Origin of the sequence: Phocaeicola sp. RTP21198st1_B8_RTP21198_201120 (genome assembly GCF_040929485.1) — a bacterium.
In the GTDB taxonomy this organism is placed as follows: domain Bacteria; phylum Bacteroidota; class Bacteroidia; order Bacteroidales; family Bacteroidaceae; genus Phocaeicola; species Phocaeicola dorei.
Window position 1 is genome coordinate 1 of record NZ_JBCOCI010000067.1, and the last position, 21274, is coordinate 21274.

Annotated in this window: 18 protein-coding genes; 13 read left to right on the forward strand and 5 right to left on the reverse strand. The window is 43.2% G+C overall.

The window, feature by feature from the left end:
- Nucleotides 1-54: 54 nt before the first annotated feature.
- The 3 genes from AB5935_RS18320 to dut are packed head-to-tail and all read right to left on the reverse strand — an operon-like array spanning nucleotide 55 to nucleotide 3152.
- On the reverse strand, nucleotides 55-903 hold the full coding sequence (locus AB5935_RS18320) for a DUF4292 domain-containing protein (RefSeq protein WP_368327513.1): 849 nt from the start codon (nucleotides 901-903) through the stop codon (nucleotides 55-57).
- Entirely contained in the window at nucleotides 900-2708 is a 1809-nt protein-coding gene (locus AB5935_RS18325) for a tetratricopeptide repeat protein (RefSeq protein ID WP_007847170.1), read from the reverse strand. The genes AB5935_RS18320 and AB5935_RS18325 overlap by 4 nt, the downstream gene beginning before the upstream one ends.
- 9 nt (nucleotides 2709-2717) lie before the next feature.
- On the reverse strand, nucleotides 2718-3152 hold the full coding sequence (gene dut, locus AB5935_RS18330) for a dUTP diphosphatase (RefSeq protein ID WP_005845350.1): 435 nt from the start codon (nucleotides 3150-3152) through the stop codon (nucleotides 2718-2720).
- 220 nt (nucleotides 3153-3372) lie between these two features.
- Between dut and AB5935_RS18335 the strand changes: the two genes are divergently transcribed.
- Nucleotides 3373-4704: a deoxyguanosinetriphosphate triphosphohydrolase gene (locus AB5935_RS18335; protein WP_007834767.1), complete on the forward strand. Its 1332-nt coding sequence runs from the start codon at nucleotides 3373-3375 to the stop codon at nucleotides 4702-4704.
- An 88-nt stretch (nucleotides 4705-4792) separates the two neighbouring features.
- Here the strand turns inward: AB5935_RS18335 and AB5935_RS18340 are convergent, their stop codons facing one another.
- Both AB5935_RS18340 and AB5935_RS18345 read right to left on the reverse strand, forming a co-directional pair.
- Nucleotides 4793-5773, reverse strand: a complete 981-nt coding sequence (locus AB5935_RS18340) for a GNAT family N-acetyltransferase (protein ID WP_007834762.1) — start codon at nucleotides 5771-5773, stop codon at nucleotides 4793-4795.
- A 24-nt stretch (nucleotides 5774-5797) separates the two neighbouring features.
- Nucleotides 5798-6616: a 1-acyl-sn-glycerol-3-phosphate acyltransferase gene (locus AB5935_RS18345; RefSeq protein ID WP_008655575.1), complete on the reverse strand. Its 819-nt coding sequence runs from the start codon at nucleotides 6614-6616 to the stop codon at nucleotides 5798-5800.
- A 367-nt stretch (nucleotides 6617-6983) separates the two neighbouring features.
- Here AB5935_RS18345 and mraZ point away from each other — a divergent pair, with 367 nt between their 5' ends.
- From mraZ to ftsA, 12 genes are all read left to right on the forward strand, one after another.
- Nucleotides 6984-7448 (forward strand): division/cell wall cluster transcriptional repressor MraZ, encoded by a 465-nt coding sequence (gene mraZ / locus AB5935_RS18350; protein WP_007834758.1) that lies wholly within the window; start codon nucleotides 6984-6986, stop codon nucleotides 7446-7448.
- On the forward strand, nucleotides 7445-8359 hold the full coding sequence (gene rsmH / locus AB5935_RS18355) for a 16S rRNA (cytosine(1402)-N(4))-methyltransferase RsmH (protein ID WP_008674321.1): 915 nt from the start codon (nucleotides 7445-7447) through the stop codon (nucleotides 8357-8359). The genes mraZ and rsmH overlap by 4 nt, the downstream gene beginning before the upstream one ends.
- 4 nt (nucleotides 8360-8363) lie before the next feature.
- Nucleotides 8364-8738, forward strand: coding sequence for an FtsL-like putative cell division protein (locus AB5935_RS18360; protein ID WP_007847173.1), 375 nt, complete (start codon nucleotides 8364-8366; stop codon nucleotides 8736-8738).
- 4 nt (nucleotides 8739-8742) lie between these two features.
- The gene (locus AB5935_RS18365; protein WP_007834752.1) at nucleotides 8743-10923 is read left to right on the forward strand and encodes a penicillin-binding transpeptidase domain-containing protein; all 2181 of its coding nucleotides are present in this window, start codon (nucleotides 8743-8745) and stop codon (nucleotides 10921-10923) included.
- A gap of 18 nt (nucleotides 10924-10941) precedes the next feature.
- On the forward strand, nucleotides 10942-12396 hold the full coding sequence (locus AB5935_RS18370; RefSeq protein WP_007834750.1) for a UDP-N-acetylmuramoyl-L-alanyl-D-glutamate--2,6-diaminopimelate ligase: 1455 nt from the start codon (nucleotides 10942-10944) through the stop codon (nucleotides 12394-12396).
- A gap of 12 nt (nucleotides 12397-12408) precedes the next feature.
- Complete coding sequence (gene mraY, locus AB5935_RS18375; protein WP_007834748.1) at nucleotides 12409-13677, forward strand: phospho-N-acetylmuramoyl-pentapeptide-transferase; 1269 nt, start codon at nucleotides 12409-12411, stop codon at nucleotides 13675-13677.
- A 9-nt stretch (nucleotides 13678-13686) separates the two neighbouring features.
- Nucleotides 13687-15021: a UDP-N-acetylmuramoyl-L-alanine--D-glutamate ligase gene (murD, locus tag AB5935_RS18380; RefSeq protein WP_007834746.1), complete on the forward strand. Its 1335-nt coding sequence runs from the start codon at nucleotides 13687-13689 to the stop codon at nucleotides 15019-15021.
- Nucleotides 15022-15044: 23 nt separating this feature from the next.
- Nucleotides 15045-16442 carry an FtsW/RodA/SpoVE family cell cycle protein gene (locus AB5935_RS18385; RefSeq protein ID WP_007834744.1) on the forward strand — a complete coding sequence of 466 codons (1398 nt, stop codon included), beginning with the start codon at nucleotides 15045-15047 and terminating at the stop codon, nucleotides 16440-16442.
- A gap of 64 nt (nucleotides 16443-16506) precedes the next feature.
- The gene (gene murG, locus AB5935_RS18390) at nucleotides 16507-17637 is read left to right on the forward strand and encodes an undecaprenyldiphospho-muramoylpentapeptide beta-N-acetylglucosaminyltransferase (protein ID WP_217775426.1); all 1131 of its coding nucleotides are present in this window, start codon (nucleotides 16507-16509) and stop codon (nucleotides 17635-17637) included.
- Entirely contained in the window at nucleotides 17627-19003 is a 1377-nt protein-coding gene (gene murC / locus AB5935_RS18395) for a UDP-N-acetylmuramate--L-alanine ligase (RefSeq protein WP_007841992.1), read from the forward strand. Before murG ends, murC begins: the two co-directional genes overlap by 11 nt.
- Nucleotides 19000-19737 (forward strand): cell division protein FtsQ/DivIB, encoded by a 738-nt coding sequence (locus AB5935_RS18400; RefSeq protein ID WP_007834741.1) that lies wholly within the window; start codon nucleotides 19000-19002, stop codon nucleotides 19735-19737. Before murC ends, AB5935_RS18400 begins: the two co-directional genes overlap by 4 nt.
- Before the next feature lie 3 nt (nucleotides 19738-19740).
- Complete coding sequence (gene ftsA / locus AB5935_RS18405; RefSeq protein ID WP_129640365.1) at nucleotides 19741-21252, forward strand: cell division protein FtsA; 1512 nt, start codon at nucleotides 19741-19743, stop codon at nucleotides 21250-21252.
- Nucleotides 21253-21274: the final 22 nt, after the last annotated feature.

Genomic DNA, 21274 nt, shown 5'->3' on the forward strand with positions numbered 1-21274 from the left:
TCTGCAAATTCAGTAATGAGAGGACGTGTAAACGCAATAAGGACGTTCAAGGGCTTAGTTGCGGATTTGAGGTTTAATAAGCTGTTTTAGCAAATCTTGCAATTCTATCTTTTCGTATTTTTGAGGCACTTCAGTGTGACTTTCCCAATCTTTGTTTGTAGAAAGTCGGGAAAGTTCGAACACTGCCGTAACCGGTTGCTTCGCTCCTTCAAAAGACACTGTCATAGACGCCGGAAATTGTTTCTGCTCCAACGGACGAAACTTATCATAACGCCAATTTATCCCGTACCGGGTACCGGACAAGCCGATATGACTTTCTTTCAGCAGCCCATCATTTGTATTGGTACGAAAACGGTAGGCGAAATGTTTGCCGTTTTTTACTTCTATTAATGCATTTTCGTTTTCAGGACGCACAGCAAAGGACGAAATATCACGGACAGTCAGCACCTTTTTTCCCGGAAGAAAAATTTCATTCATAAACAAGGCCTGCAAAGTATGAAAATCCAAATCAGCCTTTGCCAGATTTTTCAATTCATCAAAAGGGACTTGTACATAACGTTTGTTCATACGATCCATCACTAAAACTCCGTCCGGAGATATTTCAGCACGTGCCACTTCAATACCCAAAAATGGAGCGATAGAAAGCTGGATTACTTCATCACGTTTCATGCGCAACGTACCATTTACTTTAGTCGGTCCTTTACCGTTCAAGTCAACGGCCAATGACATTTTCGCAGTAATTGCATCCCATCCCGGAGAACGGCTAATCAGCTCTTCCATATATTCCGACTCGGATAAATTGCCAATAGATACCCCTTTCTTCATACTCCGGGTAGATGAACATGAAGAAATAAATATAATCAGCAAAGCACTAAACAAATAAAAACAGACACGTTTCATCATTCTGCAAAGTATTTCTTTTGTACAATCTTCTTTCTCAATAAGTTCAATTCCTTTTCACTACGTTCTTCACTACCTTCTTGAGGAGGCTCCTTGGATAATTTTTCCGCTTGTTGCCAATATTCCAAAGCCTTTTCACGATCTCCATTCATGTAGTAAATATCTCCACAATGCTCTACAACAACGGAACTTTTACTTCCATCATTCTGCATAGCCTGGTCAATGTAAATTTTTGCTTCTACATATTTACCTTTCTCAAAAAGTATCCAGGCATAGGTATCCAGATACGTACCATTGGTAGGTTCGGCCTTTACGGTACGGTAACTCATTTCTTCCGCTTTATCCAGGTTTTTACGCTCTACAGACAGGTAATAGGCATAATTATTCAAGGCCCCTATATTGTTTTCCTTATAAACCAAAGCGGAATCGTATGCGGCATATGCCTCCACATTCATCTTCTTTATATGATAAAGATCCCCCATAATGGCATAGAAATCAGAAACGATATCCTTATTGCTTTTATCTGTTACTTGATTCACTCCTTTTTTAAAAACCTCCAATGCCTCGTCTGTTTTCTCCTTCTGATGATAGGCCAATCCCATATAATAGTAGAATTCCAATACATCCGGAGTATATTCCAAAGCAGGAGCACATAATTTGATTACTTCATCCATATTCTGCTCACGAATGGCAAAGCTCAACAGCTGCAAGCGTGCCGGCGTATTTTCCGGATCAATTTCAAGCACTTGGTGCAAAACAGGGGTTGCCTCTTTATCCATCTTTTTCGTCAGAAGATATTGGGCCGCCAACATAGCGATATCTGCATTCTCTTGTTTTTCCTTCAATATAGAAGTAAACAGGCCTGCTATTTTCGTACTGTCCTTGTTTGTTTGCTCAGAACGCAGAATAAGCTGGCGCATAATGTTCATCTTTGTATCGCTATCCACATTATCATTCAGCAAAATAGTATCCAACTGTACCTGATACAAACTATCCTGCCCTTTTTTCTCGTAATAAGAAGCCATAGAAAGCAACGCCGGCGCATAGCCCGGTTCTTCCTTCAATACTTTCTGATAAGTTTCGTATGCTTCTTCTTCCTTACCGTTGTTCAGATAGACATCTCCCAAAATGGTAAGATAACGCATGTCATATGGATATTCTTTCGCCAAATTCTCAATCTCCGTAAATGCCTGCTGATCATTGTTCATGGCCAGATACATGCGGAATTTCTCCATGCTGATTTGTTCAGACTTCCCATCCAAGGCTTCAAGGCGGTTCAATGTATTAACTACCTGCTGATAATCCTTGGTACGGGTATAGAGATCAATCAAAGCCATCAACGGTTCCAGACGTGAGGGGAACTGACTCGCCATATCCTCATAAACATAAATGGCTTTCGGGTAATTTCCCTTACCTTGATAATAGGCTGCCAAAGTTTGCTTGTACCAAAAACTCTTAGGGTCGGCATCCACTGCCTTCTTCAAAGCCTCCTCCCCTTTTTCCGGCTGATTGAGAAACATATGGAACCGGGAAATCTCGAACAAAGTAGCAGCTCCTTGTGGATAAATGTCCAAACAGTGACTATACATTTCGAAAGCCGCATCCAAGTCACCTTTTTCTTTCATCCGGAGCGCTTCCAAAAAGAAATAGTCGTATTTACGACGTTGCTCCGGAGTAAGCGGATCCTTTTCCTCCACAACAGCTTTATTTCCGGACACCCCGGAAGTTCTCTTCACCGTACCGCATGAAACAAGCATGCCTATCAGACATACACATAGCATGGGTACATATTTCAATCTTCTATTCATTGTTTCCTTTTACTTTTTTCCGGTATGTCCAAAGCCACCTGCACCACGTTCCGTTTCGTCCAACACCTCCACTTCCTGCCATTCGGCATGTTCGTGACGGGCTACAACCATTTGCGCAATGCGCTCCCCATCTTCTATCATAAAATCCTCAGATGACAAATTGACCAGGATAATACAAATTTCACCACGATAATCGGCATCAATTGTGCCCGGAGAATTCAGGACTCCGATGCCTTTCTTAATAGCCAGCCCGCTACGTGGACGGATTTGCGCTTCAAAACCTTCAGGCAATGCGATATAAAGTCCCGTAGGAACCAAACAACGTTGCAAGGGTTTCAGCACAATCGGTTCGTCAAGATTAGCACGGATATCCATCCCTGCCGATTGCCCGGTAGCATACTCGGGTAAAGCATGTTTTGATTTATTGATTACCTGTATTTTCATAATTTTAACAATTTATCAATATGCTTATGTGGCAATGCTAATAATTTGCAGACAACAAGCACAGTCCAGACCTGGCGCAGCCAATTGGCATATTAACAAATCAGCACATTACCACATGATTAATAAAGTGCGAATTTACACATTTAGATGGATTTATCTAAGCGTTTACAGTTTTTTAAACGGAAGTTTCTTACTTTTGCAAACAGATAAAGCCTGAATTATGAACTGGAAACAATTAATATCAAATAAACGCTTCGGCATGGAAGAACTGCACGAGGCCCGTAAAGATGACCGTTCCGAATTCCAACGCGATTATGACCGTCTCATCTTCTCAGCACCTTTTCGCCGTTTGCAAAACAAAACTCAAGTATTTCCTTTACCGGGTAGCGTATTCGTACACAACCGGTTGACTCACAGCCTTGAGGTGTCTTGTGTAGGACGTTCTTTAGGAAACGATGTCGCCAACCAGCTTCTGAAAAAGCACCCAGACTTGGTCGACTCCCATATATCGGAAATAGGTTCTATCGTTTCAGCCGCATGTCTGGCACACGATCTGGGAAACCCACCTTTCGGCCATTCGGGAGAAAAAGCCATTTCAACTTACTTCTCGGAAGGACAAGGAATGGCATTGAAAAAAGAACTTTCACCGATGGAATGGGATGATTTAACCCACTTCGAAGGAAATGCCAATGCATTCCGCATCCTTACCCACCAATTTGAAGGAAGACGGAAAGGAGGATTCGTAATGACCTACTCCACATTGGCGTCCATCGTAAAATATCCTTTTTCCTCACAATTGGCAGGAAAGAAATCAAAATTCGGTTTCTTCTTAAGCGAAGAGGCTGATTATCAGAAAATAGCCAGAGAATTAGGCATCATCCAGCTCAGCAAGCCGGATGAGCCTTTACGCTACGCACGCCATCCGTTAGTCTACCTGGTAGAAGCCGCGGATGATATTTGTTATCAGATGATGGACATAGAAGACGCGCATAAATTAAAACTTCTGACACATGATGAAACCAAAGGACTGTATATGCTGTTCTTTGATGAGAAAAGAAAAAAACGCATTGAAGAAGTTTGCCGGATTGTAACAGACGTCAATGAACAGATAGCTTATTTACGTTCTTCGGTCATCGGTGCACTAATAAAGGAATGCACAAGAGTATTTACTGAAAATGAAAAAAAGATATTAGCCGGGGAGTTTGAAGGCGCACTGATAAAGCACATTTGCAGTCCATTGAAAGAGGCCTATGAGAATTGTTCTGCAATTGCCTTGCAAAGAATCTATCGTTCCAGTGATGTACTGGACATAGAATTGGCAGGGTTCAGAGTTATCAGTACCTTGATTGACCTGATGATCAATGCAGTGCGCTCTCCGGAAAAAGCGTATTCACAACTACTGATCAATCGCGTATCCGGACAGTACAATGTCAACGCACCTACTTTATATGGAAAAATTCAAGCTGTGCTGGATTACATATCGGGCATGACAGACGTATATGCGCTCGACCTCTACCGGAAGATCAAAGGCAACAGTCTGCCGGCAGTATAATAAAAACATTGTCAGATGCGAGCAAGATGAATCCTGTAAATTTTATCTGCACCTGACAATGTTTCCCCCAATATTACTATTAGTCCGATTATTTGGTCAGTATGGGATGAGCGCCTGAAGTTATTTTCAAAGCTTCAGGATGTTGCTTTACAAACGATTCGATATGGCGCACCCGTTTGTCTTCCAGGATTTCATTTACCGCAATCAGAATTCCGGTTTCCTCCACATCTCCGAATCCATAATTAATCGCTGTTCCAAACATACGCATCGTAGGAGACAGACTCATGTATGCGTTGACCAAAGGAGGAATATTATATCCCAGCTTACGCACTTCCGTATTCAAAATCTTGTAGTCTTCTTTAAAAGAATCATAACAGAAAAGATTTTCCAACATTTTCTTATCTGTTTCTATTTCCAGCGGTTTCATCGGAGTTATCAACTTATCTTTATCACCAAAATGTTTATTCAGGAAGTATAATATCATATCACGCCCCTGACGATGATAACTAGGATACATAGTCATCTTACCAAAAAAATATTTCACATTAGGCTTAATCACGGTTAATGCACCCAAACCATCCCACAAATTATCCAAAGCAAACAATCCCTTGGAACCGGCACGGGTTGACTGGTACTCTAATGTAACGAACGAACGCCCCAACTCCACCGTATAAGGCAAATATTTTTTCAAAAAAACTTCCGAGAAATTAAACATGTGAGCAGTAGCCAGCAAAGGCTTTCCATGTTCATCAAATTGCACCTCATCCCCCAAGAGATAACGATAGCCTCCCAAAATCTCCTCCGCTTCAGGATTCCATACAACTAATTGCTTATAGGGATTTTCCATCACGTCATATTCATCGATATCCATCGCCTTTCCTGTTCCGCCACCTGCAGCACGAAAGGCTATTTCCCTTAATCGGCCAATCTCCTTCATCACATTTGGCGAATCCTGATGCGTAATGACATAAATTTCATTATGACTTTTATTCGTAAACCTCAGGCGTTTATCCTCGGAAAGTTCCGCCTTGAGAATCTCTTTGCTAATCGGTGCAATAATTTCTTCCATATCTTTTATTCTCTCTTTTGTCCATTATAGCTTGTAGACTACATCTTTTACAAACTGCGCCCACTGAGCCGGGGTCTTTGTCTTGTCGAAAGTTTGCCAAGGAATGGGTTTTCCAATGGTCAAGGTAAAGGTTTTATGACGATTTTTCAACATTTCATCTGCCAAGTAAAGCATAGCAATATTAAACTTAATGCCAAGGGCCTTACATATATTTGCCAAATTATAGAAAAAGTCTGAATTCCGGCCCTCAAAGTGCAAAGGTACCACATCACGATGCGTTTCAATACTTTTAGTGACAAATGTCTTTTTCCATTCCAAATCCTTGATTTCCCCACCCTGTCTACGGGAACATAACCCCGCAGGAAACATAATGATATGATTATCCGAGGCAAACCCTGCCTCTACCATCTTTGGGAAATCCCTGGATTGCGAGCCTGTTTTATTGATAGGAATACACAAAGGAGCCAAACCATGCAAATTCATCAACAAATCATTGACCAAATAGCGTACATTACCATTGTAATGTTTTCCCAATATATACCCCAAAGCAACTCCATCCTGTCCTCCCAGCGGGTGATTGCTAACAAAAGTACATTTACCGTTTTCAGGCAAGTTTTCCAAACCTTTTATCTCCACTTTTGCATCTAGGAACTCCATACAAGCTTCCAGAAAGTCAACTCCGACTTTATTTTTGGAGTCTTTTAAAAAGACATTCAGTTCATCCTGATGCACAATACGCTTCAGGTACGAAACGACAAAACGGGGAATATATTTATATTTTTTCCCGGCTTTCGTTTTCAATATCTTTTCTATGTCGATTAAAAATATAGAGTCGTCAGTCATTTTGCAAACGTTCTTTTCCATGCAAAAGTAACTTATCTTTTTTTATATTGGCAATTTATGACAGAAAAAACTCTTAATCTCTAAAGAAATTAAGAGTTTTTGTGTATGAAACTATACAAATTCTTTCATTTTTGCGCAAAATAAAAACGAATGTGCAATAGTTTGGTTTCGTTTTTCAACCTCCGACAGCCAACTCTTTCCATTATTTTTTATCATAAAATCATTAAATTTAAACGTACTGTTTACCAAGCTACTAGCTACATTAACAGCCTGTTGAAAACTTCTCGAAATATTTTCTTAAAATATTGTGGGGAATTGTGGGGAATTGTGTAATTTTACACCTTGAACAATATAATAAGGTGTAGATATGCGATTTCTTGGGAATTCTGAAGCAAAGACGGACGCAAAAGGCAGAGTGTTCCTGCCTGCCGTATTTAGGAAGCAGTTACAAGCTGCCTCCCAAGAATGCTTGATTTTACGCAAAGACACCTACCAAGACTGTCTGGTTCTTTACCCCGAAAATGTGTGGAACGAACAAATGAATGAACTACGTTGTAAGCTCAATCGTTGGAATTCCAAACACCAAATGATTTTCCGTCAGTTCGTTTCGGATGTAGAAGTTATCACATTGGATGGAAACGGGCGCTTTCTGATTCCAAAACGATATTTGAAATTAGCTAAAATACAGCAAGATGTACGCTTTATCGGATTGGACGACACTATAGAAATCTGGTCTAAAGAACTAGCAGACAAACCCTTCATCACGCCGGAGGACTTTGGAAAAGAATTGGAAGAAATTATGGGAACTAATAACAACGTAGAAATAGAATGAGTGAAGCAAAACAGATATATCATATACCGGTATTATTAAACGAGAGCGTAGACGGAATGAACATTCAACCCGGAGGTATTTATGTAGACGCCACTTTCGGTGGCGGAGGACATTCCAAGGAAATTCTAAGCCGGCTGGATAGCACCGCGCATCTATATAGTTTTGACCAAGATGAAGATGCCGAGAAAAATATTGTAAGCGACAGCCGCTTCACTTTTGTGCGTAGTAACTTCCGCTACCTTTCCAACTTTCTGCGTTATTATGACGTGGAAGAGGTAGATGCCATTTTGGCCGATCTAGGAGTTTCCTCACATCACTTTGACGACTCCGAACGCGGATTCTCATTCCGTTTCGAGGGCAAATTGGACATGCGGATGAACAAACGTGCAGGCATGACAGCAGCAGATGTGGTGAATACCTATGACGAAGAACGTTTGGCTAATATTTTCTATTTATATGGTGAATTAAAGAACAGCCGCAAACTGGCATCAACCATCGTTAAAGCACGAGGGGTAAAACAAATTATCACCATCGGTGATTTTCTTGAAGTCATCAAACCGCTTTTTGGGCGGGAACGTGAAAAAAAAGAACTCGCAAAGGTGTTCCAAGCTTTACGTATAGAGGTAAATCAGGAAATGGAAGCATTGAAAGAAATGCTTTATGCAGCAACCAAAGCACTGAAACCGGGAGGCAGACTGGTAGTAATCACCTATCATTCCTTAGAGGACCGCATGGTAAAAAATATCATGAAAACCGGAAACATAGAAGGCAAGGCCGAACAGGATTTCTTTGGTAATGTACAGACACCTTTCAAATTAGTCAACAGCAAAGTTATTGTTGCCGGCAACGAAGAAGTGACATGCAATCCGCGCTCCCGAAGCGCCAAGTTGAGAATTGCAGAAAAGAGATAACGAGATGGAAGAAGAACTGAAACAAAATGCACAACAACCTAAAGACGGACAATCTGCTTCGCCCAAGCACATGTCTATCCGCAGCATATTGGGAGGAGATATCCTTGCAAACGACTTCTTCAAAAGACAAACCCGTTTGCTAATTCTCATCATGATCCTGACTGTACTATACATAGACAACCGTTATAGCAGTCAACAGGAACTCATTGAAATTGATAAGTTGAAAAAAGATTTGATCGATATCAAATACGATGCATTGACACGTTCTTCCGAACTGATGGAAAAGAGCCGCCAATCACGTATTGAAGAATATATTTCGACGGAAGACAGCCCCTTACAAACGGCTACCAACCGTCCTTATTTAATAAAGAAAGACTAAGCCCATGATGCCCAACCAAAAAAACATAATGCTCCGCTTCTCCTTCATCATCCTGGTCATGGTGTTGATAGGTATTGCCATTATCTGCAAAGCCGGTGTCATCATGTTTGCCGAGCGTCAATACTGGAAAGACGTAGCCGACCGTTTTGTAAAAGAAAACGTCACCGTACGTCCTACCCGTGGCAACATCATCTCATCCGACGGCCAGCTGATGGCAAGCAGCCTTCCCGAATATAAGATTTACATGGACTTCATGATAAATAAGAGGAAGGGCGAAACCGAAGAAGAGGAAAAGACACGGCTGAAGCTACAACATATCAAAGACTCAGTTCTTTATGCAAATCTTGACACAATCTGCAAAGGATTACATGAAATATTCCCTGATAAAAGTGCCGCCTTTTTCAAGCAGCACATCAAAAACGGAAGAAAAAAAGAGAGCCGCAGTTGGCTACTCTACCCCAAACGCATTTCTTATATACAATATAAAGAAGCAAAACGTCTGCCCGTATTTAATCTGAACAAATACAAAGGCGGATTCCATGAACAGGCATTCAATCAGCGGAAAAAGCCTTTCGGCTCACTGGCTATGCGTACATTGGGAGATATGTTTCCTGATATAGAACAAGGTGCAAAGAACGGGCTGGAACTTTCATACGATTCCATATTAAAAGGCAGAAACGGTATCACTCATCGTCAAAAGGTAATGAACAAATACCTGAACATTGTAGACATCCCTCCTGTAGATGGCTGTGATATCATTACAACCATTGATGTAGGTATGCAAGACATCGCAGAAAAAGCATTGGTAGATGAATTGAAAGAAATCAACGCCACTGTAGGCGTCGCTATTCTGATGGAAGTGCAGACGGGAGACATCAAAGCTATCGTCAACATGACCAAATGTAATGACGGCATTTACAGAGAAATACGCAATAACGCCATCTCAGACATGATGGAGCCAGGCTCTACTTTCAAAACCGCATCCATACTGGTAGCACTGGACGACGGAGTCATCACTCCGGAAACGGTGGTAGAAACCGGTAACGGAGTCTATATGATGCACGGTCGCTATATGAAAGACCACAACTGGCATCGTGGAGGCTACGGCACTATCAACACAACAAAATCATTGATGGTGTCCTCAAACATCGGTGTATCACGGTTGATCGATGATCATTATCATGATAATCCGGAAAAGTTTGTACGCGGACTGCATCGAGTAGGCATTGCCACTCCGTTAGATCTCGATATTCCCGGTGCCGGCAAGCCGAACATCCGCATCCCCAACAAAGACTTGAGCAATTGGTCACGTACTGCACTGGCATGGATGTCTATTGGCTATGAAACCCAAATTCCCCCCATCAATACACTGGCATTTTATAATGCTATAGCCAATAACGGAGTAATGGTCAAGCCTCGTTTTGTGAAATCAATAGTCAAAGACGGGCAGGTGGTGGAAGATATTGCTCCTGAAATACTCAATCCGGCCATCGCTTCCCCCAAGGCTATCAGCGAGATACAAACAATTTTGGAAAAAGTTGTCAGCGAAGGGCTGGGAAAGAAAGCAGGATCCAAGCAATTCCATGTATCCGGGAAAACCGGTACTGCACAGGTTTCACAAGGGAAAGCCGGATACACTAATGGCACACGCCGTTATTTGGTAAGTTTCTGTGGATATTTTCCTTCAGAAGCGCCTAAATACAGTTGCATTGTAGCCATCCAGAAACCTGGACTCCCCGCCTCGGGTGGTTTGATGGCCGGCAGCGTGTTCAGTAAAATTGCCGAACGCGTATTTGCCAAACATCTGGCACAAGATTTGAAAGAAGCAAAAGACTCAACTTCTATCCTTATTCCGGATGTGAAAAACGGGGATATAAGTGCGGCGCATTATGTACTGAACCGGATAAATGTAAATTCATCCGGAGTTTCGGAACAATCAACCGAAGGCAAACCGGTATGGGGAAATGTGACTAGTAATCCGGACAATGTATTATTCAACAAAAAAGACATTAACAATAAACTTGTACCAAGTGTTATTGGTATGGGCGCAAAGGATGCTGTCTATCTACTTGAAAGCATGGGATTGAAAGCCCGCATTACCGGCATCGGTAAAGTGAAGTCACAAAGTATCCCGGCCGGCAACACTTTGCGCAAAGGACAGACCATACAATTACGATTAAATTAACAGTGTAACAGGAAGAATATGAAACTGGAAAAGATTATTAAAGGAATAACAGTCAATGAAATCATAGGTGATATGGCCCAAGAGATTTCGGGAATAAACATGGACTCGCGCCTGATAGAGCCTGGTCATATTTTCATTGCTGTAAAAGGGACGCAGACTGACGGACATACTTATATTCAAAAAGCAATAGAAAAAGGAGCCCGTACAGTGGTATGTGAAAACCTTCCTGAGACATTAATTGAAAATGTTACCTACATAAAAGTGAACGACACGGAAGACGTTGTCGGGAAACTAGCAACTACGTTTTACGGTGACCCCACCTCGAAATTGGAACTGGTCGGTGTTACAGGCACCAACGGAAAAACTACTATTGCTACCTTATTATATAATATGTTCCGTAAATTCGGATATAAAACAGGACTCATTTCCACTGTATGCAATTATATAGATGAGGAAGCCATTCCAACTGACCATACCACCCCTGACCCTATTACACTAAACAAACTGCTGGGACGCATGGCAGATGAAGGATGCAAATATGCCTTTATGGAAGTAAGCTCACATTCAGTCGCACAAAAACGAATTGGTGGTTTAAAATTTGCAGGCGGTATATTTACCAACCTTACCCGTGACCATCTGGACTACCATAAAACTGTAGAGAACTATCTGAAAGCCAAAAAAGCATTCTTTGACAGTCTGCCTAAAACAGCCTTTGCCTTAACCAATCTGGATGACAAAAACGGATTGGTCATGACTCAAAATACCAAAGCAAAGGTACACACCTATTCGCTGCGCAGTTTGAGTGATTTTAAAGGAAAAGTGCTGGAAGATGGATTCGAAGGAATGCTGCTTGATATAAATAATGTGGAAGTCAATGTACAGTTCATCGGACGCTTCAATGCTTCCAATCTGCTGGCAGTCTATGGAACAGCCTGCCTGCTTGGGAAAAAAACAGAAGAGGTACTGCTGGCATTGAGTACTCTTCGCCCCGTTGCCGGGCGTTTTGACTCACTGCGCTCACCCAAGGGATACACCGCCATTGTGGACTATGCCCATACTCCGGATGCCTTGGAAAATGTGCTGAATGCCATTCACGAGGTTCTGAATGGCAAAGGTAATGTAATTACGGTAGTAGGCGCCGGCGGCAACCGCGATAAAGGCAAACGCCCCTTGATGGCACAAGAAGCGGTAAAGCAAAGCGATAAGGTCATTATCACCTCTGACAATCCCCGGTTTGAAGAGCCGCAGGAAATCATCAATGATATGCTGGCAGGACTGACTAAAGAGGATATGCGTAAAGTGATAAGCATAGCCGACCGTAAAGAAGCAATCCGTACAGCTTGTATGCTAGCCCAAGCTAAAGATGTCATTTTAGTTGCCGGGAAAGGACACGAGAATTATCAGGAAATCAAAGGTATAAAGCACCATTTCGACGATAAAGAAGTATTAAGAGATATTTTTGCTAATGAATAAACCAACCAAAAGATGTTATATTATTTATTTCAATATTTAGAAAAGTTTGATTTTCCCGGAGCCGGTATGTTCGGTTACGTTTCATTCCGTTCATTGATGGCAATCATTTTATCATTGTTGATCTCGGCTATCTTCGGTGAATATTTCATCAACCTGCTCAAACGTAAACAAATAACCGAAACCCAACGTGACGCATCTATAGACCCTTTTAATGTGAAAAAAGTTGGTGTGCCGACGATGGGAGGTATAATTATTATTGTCGCAATTCTCATACCTTGCCTTTTATTGGGGAAACTGCATAATATTTACATGATATTAATGTTAATTACCACCATTTGGCTAGGCACATTAGGCTTTTTGGATGACTATATCAAGGTTTTCCGTAAAGACAAAGAAGGGTTGCACGGCAAATTCAAGATCATCGGCCAAGTAGGTTTAGGACTCATTGTGGGACTCACCTTATATTTAAGTCCAAGCGTTGTTATCCGTGAGAACGTAGAAATACAAAGAGGGGGAGAAATTGTAGAAGTGGTGCACAAAGAACAAGATCAGAAATCCACTAAAACTACGATTCCTTTCTTCAAGAATAATAATTTGGATTATGCTGATTTCGTAGGCTTCCTGGGAGATAATGCCCAAACTGTAGGTTGGATTATTTTCGTATTAGTTACCATTTTCGTAGTTACTGCCGTATCTAACGGCGCCAACCTGAATGACGGGATGGATGGGATGGCAGCCGGAAATTCTGCTATCATCGGTCTTACCTTAGGCATATTGGCATACGTATCCAGCCACATCGAATATGCAGGATACCTTAATATCATGTATATTCCCGGCAGTGAAGAACTGGTAATCTTTATCTGCGCCTTTATCGGCGCGCTGATCGGTTTCCTTTGGTACAATGCTTTTCCCGCCCAAGTATTTATGGGCGATACCGGCAGCTTGACCATTGGTGGTATCATAGCGGTATTTGCAATCATCATTCATAAAGAGTTGCTTATACCTATTCTCTGTGGAATCTTCTTGGTAGAAAACCTTTCGGTTATTCTACAGGTGAGATATTTCAAAAGCGGAAAAAAGAAAGGGCATTTGCAACGCGTATTCAAACGTGCACCTATCCACGACCATTTCCGTACTACATTAGCACAGTTAGACCCCAATTGCAGTTATCTGTTCATGAAACCCAACAGCGTATTCCATGAATCAAAAATCACGGTACGCTTTTGGATTGTCACCATCGTACTCGCTGCAATTACGATTATTACATTAAAGATAAGATAAACGAAGATTATGGCTAAAAGAATTGTCATACTAGGAGCTGGAGAAAGCGGTGCGGGAGCAGCCGTTCTGGCAAAGAAACAAGGTTTCGACACCTTCGTTTCAGACATGTCCACGATTAAGGACTCATACAAAAACATGCTGAACGAGCGAGGCATCGAATGGGAAGAAGGCAAACATACCGAATCTCTCATTCTGAATGCGGATGAAGTGATCAAAAGTCCAGGTATTCCGAATGATGCCCCGATGATTCTTAAATTAAAGGCACAAGGTACCCCTATCATCTCCGAAATAGAATTTGCGGGACGTTATACCAATGCTAAAATGATTTGCATTACAGGAAGTAATGGAAAAACAACAACGACTTCGCTGATTTATCATATCTTCAAGAAAGCAGGTATGAATGTGGGACTAGCCGGAAATATCGGTCAAAGTCTGGCATATCAGGTAGCAGAATACAACTATGATTATTATGTAATCGAGTTAAGCAGCTTCCAATTAGACAACATGTACAAGTTCCATGCCAACATTGCCGTATTGATGAACATCACGCCGGATCATCTGGACCGTTACGATCACCAGATGCAAAACTATGTGGATGCAAAATTCCGCATTATCCAGAACCAGACTCCGGACGATGCCTTCATCTTCTGGAACGATGACCCCGTCATCCAGCGTGAATTACATAAATATGGCATTCATGGCCATTACTACCCTTTTGCCGAAAGGAAAGAAGAAGGAACCGCCGCATACGTGGAACAGGACAAAGTTTATTTTACAGAACCAATCGCTTTCAACATGGAACAGGAAGAACTGGCACTGACCGGAACCCATAATCTCTTTAACTCCATGGCGGCCGGTATCTCTGCCAACCTGGCGGGTATCCGCAAAGAATGCATCCGCGAGGCCTTGGGTGATTTCAAGGGAGTGGAACACCGCCTTGAAAAAGTCTGCCGGGTAAGAGGAGTAGATTACATCAATGACTCCAAAGCTACCAATGTGAATTCCTGCTGGTATGCTTTGCAAAGCATGAAAACCAAAACCATCCTGATATTAGGTGGAAAAGACAAAGGCAACGATTATAACGAAATTGCCGACTTGGTAAAAGAAAAATGTACCGGATTGATCTACATGGGATTACACAATGAGAAATTGCATGCTTTCTTTGACAAGTTCGGCCTGCCTGTAGCCGATGTACAAAGCATGAAGGATGCCGTAGATGCTGCTTACCGGATGGCCAAGAAAGGTGAAACCGTATTATTAAGTCCTTGCTGCGCCAGCTTCGACCTTTTTAAAAGTTACGAAGACCGTGGCGAGCAGTTCAAGGAATGTGTAAGAAACCTGTAATATAATATTAAGGTATATAGATAATGGATCTGATAAAAGACTTGTTCAAGGGCGACAAAGTAATCTGGATTATTTTCCTGTTTCTTTGCCTGATCTCTATCGTCGAGGTATTTAGTGCCGCCAGCACACTTACCTACAAAAGTGGGGATCATTGGGGGCCTATCACCCAGCACAGTGTCATCCTGATGGTAGGTGTGTGCATTGTGGTGCTGGTACATAACATCCCCTGCAAATATTTCCGTGTACTTCCCTTCTTCCTGCTGCCTATATCGGCTGTTTTGCTGATATTTGTAATGGGTATGGGATTGATTACCGGAGACCGTGTCAATGGCGCAGCCCGTTGGATGACCTTTTTCGGCATCCAGTTCCAGCCTTCCGAACTGGCAAAAATGGCTGTGATTATTGTCACCGCCTTTATTCTATCCAAGTTTCAGGAAGAAGACAACGCCAATCCGAAAGCATTCAAATATATAATGTGGATCACCGGAGTTGTTTTCATTCTGATTGCTCCCGAAAACGGTTCTACCGCAGCATTGCTGTTCGGAGTAGTCTTTTTAATGATGGTGATCGGCCGGGTACCTTGGAAACAGTTGGCCAAGTTAATGGGAACTGTCGGAGTCGTGGTGATACTTTTCGTAGGCATAGTGATGGTTATGCCTACACATAAACTGAACAAAGTTCCCATGATGCACCGTGTAGAAACCTGGCAGAACCGCATTAAAGGTTTCTTCGAGGATAAAGAAGCCGTTCCTGCTGCCAAATATGATATAGACAAGGATGCCCAGATAGCACACGCCAATATTGCTATAGCCTCCAGCAATATCATAGGAAAGATGCCGGGTAACAGTGTACAACGGGATTTCCTGTCACAAGCGTTCTCAGACTTCATCTTCGCCATCGTCATAGAAGAATTAGGATTACTGGGAGGCGCCTTTGTAGTGATCCTCTACATCTGGCTGTTGATGCGGGCGGGTAAAATAGCCCGAAGAAGTGAAAAAAGTTTTCCTGCCTTTCTGGTGATGGGCATCGCCCTGCTACTGGTATCTCAGGCGATGCTTAACATGATGGTGGCCGTAGGTCTGTTCCCCGTCACCGGACAACCCCTGCCGCTTATCAGCAAAGGAGGAACCTCTACACTCATCAACTGCGCCTACATCGGTATGATATTAAGTGTCAGCCGCTACGTAGCTGAGCAAGAAGAGAAGAAAGCTGCCGAGCAACAGGCGTTGGAAGAAGCCGAACTGGCAGCCAAGGCCGAACGGCGCCAGGAAATAGTAGCCGCCATGCAGGAAGCCATTACTACACTTCCGTCAGGTGACACAGCCGCCACTTCCCTCCCGTCGGAGGAAAACTCGCTGTCCGATGACTTGAAGGCATTACTGAATGCGGCCGGGAAGCGGGAGCCGGAAGAAGAAATATAATATAAACCATTCATTTTAAAAGTATTATTTATACTTTTGCGAATAATTCGACTAAAAAGGAATTATGGAAGAAAATTTAAGAATCATCATCAGCGGAGGAGGAACCGGGGGACACATTTTCCCCGCAGTCTCTATTGCCAACGCCATCAAGGAACAACATCCCGAAGCGGAAATTCTGTTCGTAGGTGCTGAAGGCAGAATGGAGATGCAACGCGTTCCTGCTGCCGGATACTCTATAAAAGGATTACCTGTTGCCGGATTCGACCGTAAGAACTTATTAAAAAATATTTCGGTTCTTTTTAAATTGGTCAAAAGTCAGCTATTGGCACGTAAAATCATCAAGGACTTCAAGCCACATGCAGCAGTAGGTGTAGGCGGATATGCCAGCGGTCCCACTTTGAAAATGGCCGGGATGATGGGTATTCCGACACTGATACAAGAGCAGAACTCTTATGCCGGAGTAACCAACAAACTATTGGCAAAGAAAGCCCGCAAAATATGTGTGGCATACGACGGCATGGAACGTTTCTTTGAAAAAGACAAGATTATCCTGACCGGCAACCCCGTCCGCCAAGGACTGCGCAACCATCACATCAGCCGTGAAGATGCTATCCGCTCTTTCGGGCTGGACCCATCCAAGAAAACAATCCTGATTGTAGGAGGAAGCTTGGGAGCACGCACCATCAACAACTGCGTGATGGAAGGTTTGGACAAGATTAAAACATCCGGCGCGCAGTTTATCTGGCAAACCGGAAAAATATATATCGACGAAGCACGCGCCGCAGTAGCCCAAGCCGGTGAGTTACCAATGCTCCATGTAACCGATTTTATCAGTGATATGGCCGCCGCATACAGTGCTGCCGATTTAATAATCAGCCGTGCAGGTGCAGGTTCTATCTCTGAGTTCTGTTTGTTGCAGAAACCCGTCATTCTGGTTCCGTCGCCTAATGTGGCCGAAGATCATCAGACCAAGAACGCACTGGCGCTGGTCAATAAAAACGCAGCGCTCTATATCAAGGACGCCGCTGCCAAAGAAGCTCTGCTGGACAAAGCAGTTGAAACCGTGAAACAGCCGGAAACACTGAAAAGTTTAAGTACAAATATTGCTAAATTAGCCTTTACCGACTCAGCCAACGTTATTGCCCGGGAGGTATTCAAACTGGCTGATAAATACAGAAAAGAAAATGGACGTTAACACATTAAAATCAGTTTATTTCATCGGCGCCGGAGGCATCGGCATGAGCGCATTGGTACGCTACTTCCTGTCAAAAGGCAAGAAGGTAGGCGGATATGACCGTACGCCCAGTGAACTGACAGAAAAGCTGATAGAAGAAGGAGCAGCCATCCATTACGAAGAAAACACGGGACTGATAACGGATGCATTCCGCAACCCGGCAACTACATTAGTTGTCTATACTCCGGCTGTCCCCGACACACATAAAGAGTTTACCTATTTCCGGGAAAACGGTTTCGAGATACATAAACGTTCGCAGGTATTGGGAATGCTTACCCATGCAGGAAAAGGACTTTGTGTAGCCGGCACTCACGGTAAGACCACCACTTCCACCATGACAGCCCATCTGTTACACCAATCCCATGTAGGATGCAACGCCTTTTTGGGAGGCATCTCAAAGAATTACGGCACCAACCTGCTGTTGTCTGACAGTAGTGAATACATGGTTATTGAAGCCGATGAGTTCGACCGTTCTTTCCATTGGCTCTCTCCCTACATATCGGTGATTACCGCAACAGATCCCGATCACCTGGATATCTACGGAACCAAAGAGGCTTATCTGGAAAGCTTCCGCAAATACACCTCACTCATCCAGCCGGGAGGTGCATTGATTGTACGCAAAGGCATCGAACTGCAACCGGCCTTGCAGAATGGCGTGAAGCTGTACACCTATTCTAAAGAAGAGGGTGACTTTCATGCAGAGAATATCCGTATTGGAAACGGTGAGATTTTCTTTGATTACGTATCACCACTGGGAAATATCCCCAATATACAGTTAGGTGTCCCCGTCAGCATCAACATAGAGAATGGAGTAGCTGCCATGGCTTTAGCGCAGATGAGCGGATTGACCGATGAAGAAATAAAGAGAGGTATGGCAAGTTTCCGCGGAGTAGACCGTCGTTTCGATTTCAAGATAAAGAACGACAAGGTAGTTTTCCTGAGCGACTATGCGCACCATCCTTCCGAGATAAAGCAAAGCATACTCTCCATGCGTGCCCTCTACCGGGACAAGAAGCTGACGGCTATTTTCCAGCCACACCTCTACACACGTACCCGTGATTTCTACAAAGATTTTGCCGACAGCCTTTCCTTGTTGGACGAAGTCATCCTGGTAGATATCTATCCGGCACGCGAGCAACCCATCCCCGGCGTCACCAGCAAACTGATTTACGACCATCTGCGTCCGGGCATCGAGAAGAGCATGTGCAAGAAAGAAGAAATTCTAGACGTACTGAGCAAGAAAGATATAGAAGTATTAATCACCCTGGGTGCGGGCGACATAGATAACTATGTACCCCAAATCTGCGGATTACTGAATAAAAGATGATAAAGAAAATTCTCATACTCCTGTTTCTGTTGCTGATAACCGCCTACCTTATTGTAGCCGTTACCGCTTTCAACACCAAGCCTGCCGATCAGGTTTGCAAGGGTATGGAATTGATTATCAAGGACAGTATAGACCATGGCTTCATCAGCCAGAAAGAAGTACTCCGCTTACTGAACGGTAAGAAACTCTCCCCCGTGGGCAAGAAGATGGGCGACATCAACACCCGCCTGCTGGAAGAAGAACTCAGCCAACATCCCTTGATTGAAAATGTGGAATGTTACCGTACACCGGGATGCAAAATAGGTATCGAAGTGACACAGCGCCTCCCCATCCTCAGAGTGATGGCAAACAATGGAGACAACTATTATATTGACAATAAAGGAAAAATTATGCCGATACCCAACAGTTCGGCACACGTAGCTGTTGTTACAGGATACGTGGATCGTGATTTTGCCGTCAAGGAACTATATACGTTAGGAGCCTTTCTACAAGCCCATCCGCTATGGGATGCCCAGATAGAGCAGATCAATGTGACACAGGCCAAAGAACTGGAACTGGTTCCACGAGTTGGTGAACATATCATATTCTTAGGCAAGCCCGGGAATTATGAGGAAAAGTTCGAGAAACTAAAAACTTTTTATGAGAAAGGACTGAACCAAGTAGGCTGGAACAAGTACAGCCGCATCAGTCTGGAATTTAATAATCAGATTATTTGTACTAAAAAAGAGAAGTAAGATATGGCAGCAACAGATTTTATAGTAGCGATAGAACTGGGATCCTCCAAGATCACAGGTATTGCAGGAAAGAAACATGCGGACGGAAGCATACAAGTGCTGGCCCTCGCCAGCGAAAACTCTTCGGATTTTATCCGTAAGGGAGTGATTTACAATCTGGATAAAACCGCACAAAGCCTTACTTCGATTATCAAGAAACTGGAATCGACATTAAAGGCTTCTATCGGAAAGGTCTATGTAGGCATCGGAGGACAATCTCTACGCACCATCCGTAATACGGAGGTACGTCATCTGGAAGAAGAAACCAAGATTTCACAGGAACTGATTGACTCCATTATGGACAGCAACCGCGAAGTCCCCATCATAGACCAGGAAATACTGGAAGTAGCACCTCAGGAATATAAAGTGGGCATCAACCTGCTGGCCGATCCTGTAGGAGTTCCCAGCGATCATATAGAAGGGCGTTTCCTTAATATCATCGCCCGCAGCAGCGTGAAGCAGAACATTGACAAATGTTTCAAACAGGCAGGAATCGAAATAGCCGACTACATCATCTCACCGTTGGCCCTGGCCAATGCCGTACTGACCAACAGTGAAAAACGCTCGGGCTGCATGTTCATCGACTTTGGCGCAGATACGACTACTGTATCTGTTTACAAAAACAACATACTCCGCCATTTGGCAGTCATCCCATTGGGAGGCAGCAACATCACCAAAGATATTTGCAGCCAGCAAATTGAAGAGGAAGATGCCGAAGAATTGAAAAAGAAATACGGCAATGCTTATGCCGACAAGTCGGAGGACGGAGATGACAACCCTACCTACTCGCTGGACGGGAAATGCAGTATTGAGTCACACTTACTGGAAGACATCGTAGAAGCACGTATCAATGAGATACTGGCCAATGTATGGAACCAGATTGTTCTTTCGGGATATGAAGACAAACTGCTGGCAGGAGCTATCATTACCGGTGGTGCCGCCAATCTAAAAAATATGGAGGAAGCATTCAGTAACCGTACCAAAATAGAAAAGGTTAGAATGGCCAAAGAAAGTCAGCTAAGTCTGAAAGGCGGTATGGTGGAACTGAAAAAAGATGGTACAAGCAATACGATCATCGCTTTACTAGGAGCTGGAAAAGAAAACTGTTACCGTCCGGAACGTCCTATGAAACCCGTACAAGTACCTCTCTTCGATGAAAGCGGCGAGAATGTGGAAGACAAAAGGAAAAGAGAGAAAGAAGAAGCAGCCAGAGCAGCAGCGGCAGCCAAGAAAGCAGAGGAAGAGGAGAAGCTGCGAAAAGCCACTTGCGAGAACCTGATAAGAAACGCAAAAGAACTGAAAGAGGCAGGCAAATACAAAAATGCCCTGTCGCAACTGGCCAAAGCACGCGATTTGGGAGTAGCAGAAGCTTTGAACCAAATACGCGACCTGGAAAAAGAAATCAAGAGTTTGAAAGAAGCCAACAGTCCGATCAAACGGCTGACCGACTTGTTTGGAAAGATTCTGGAAGAATAATAACGAATTACATCACCTTAAT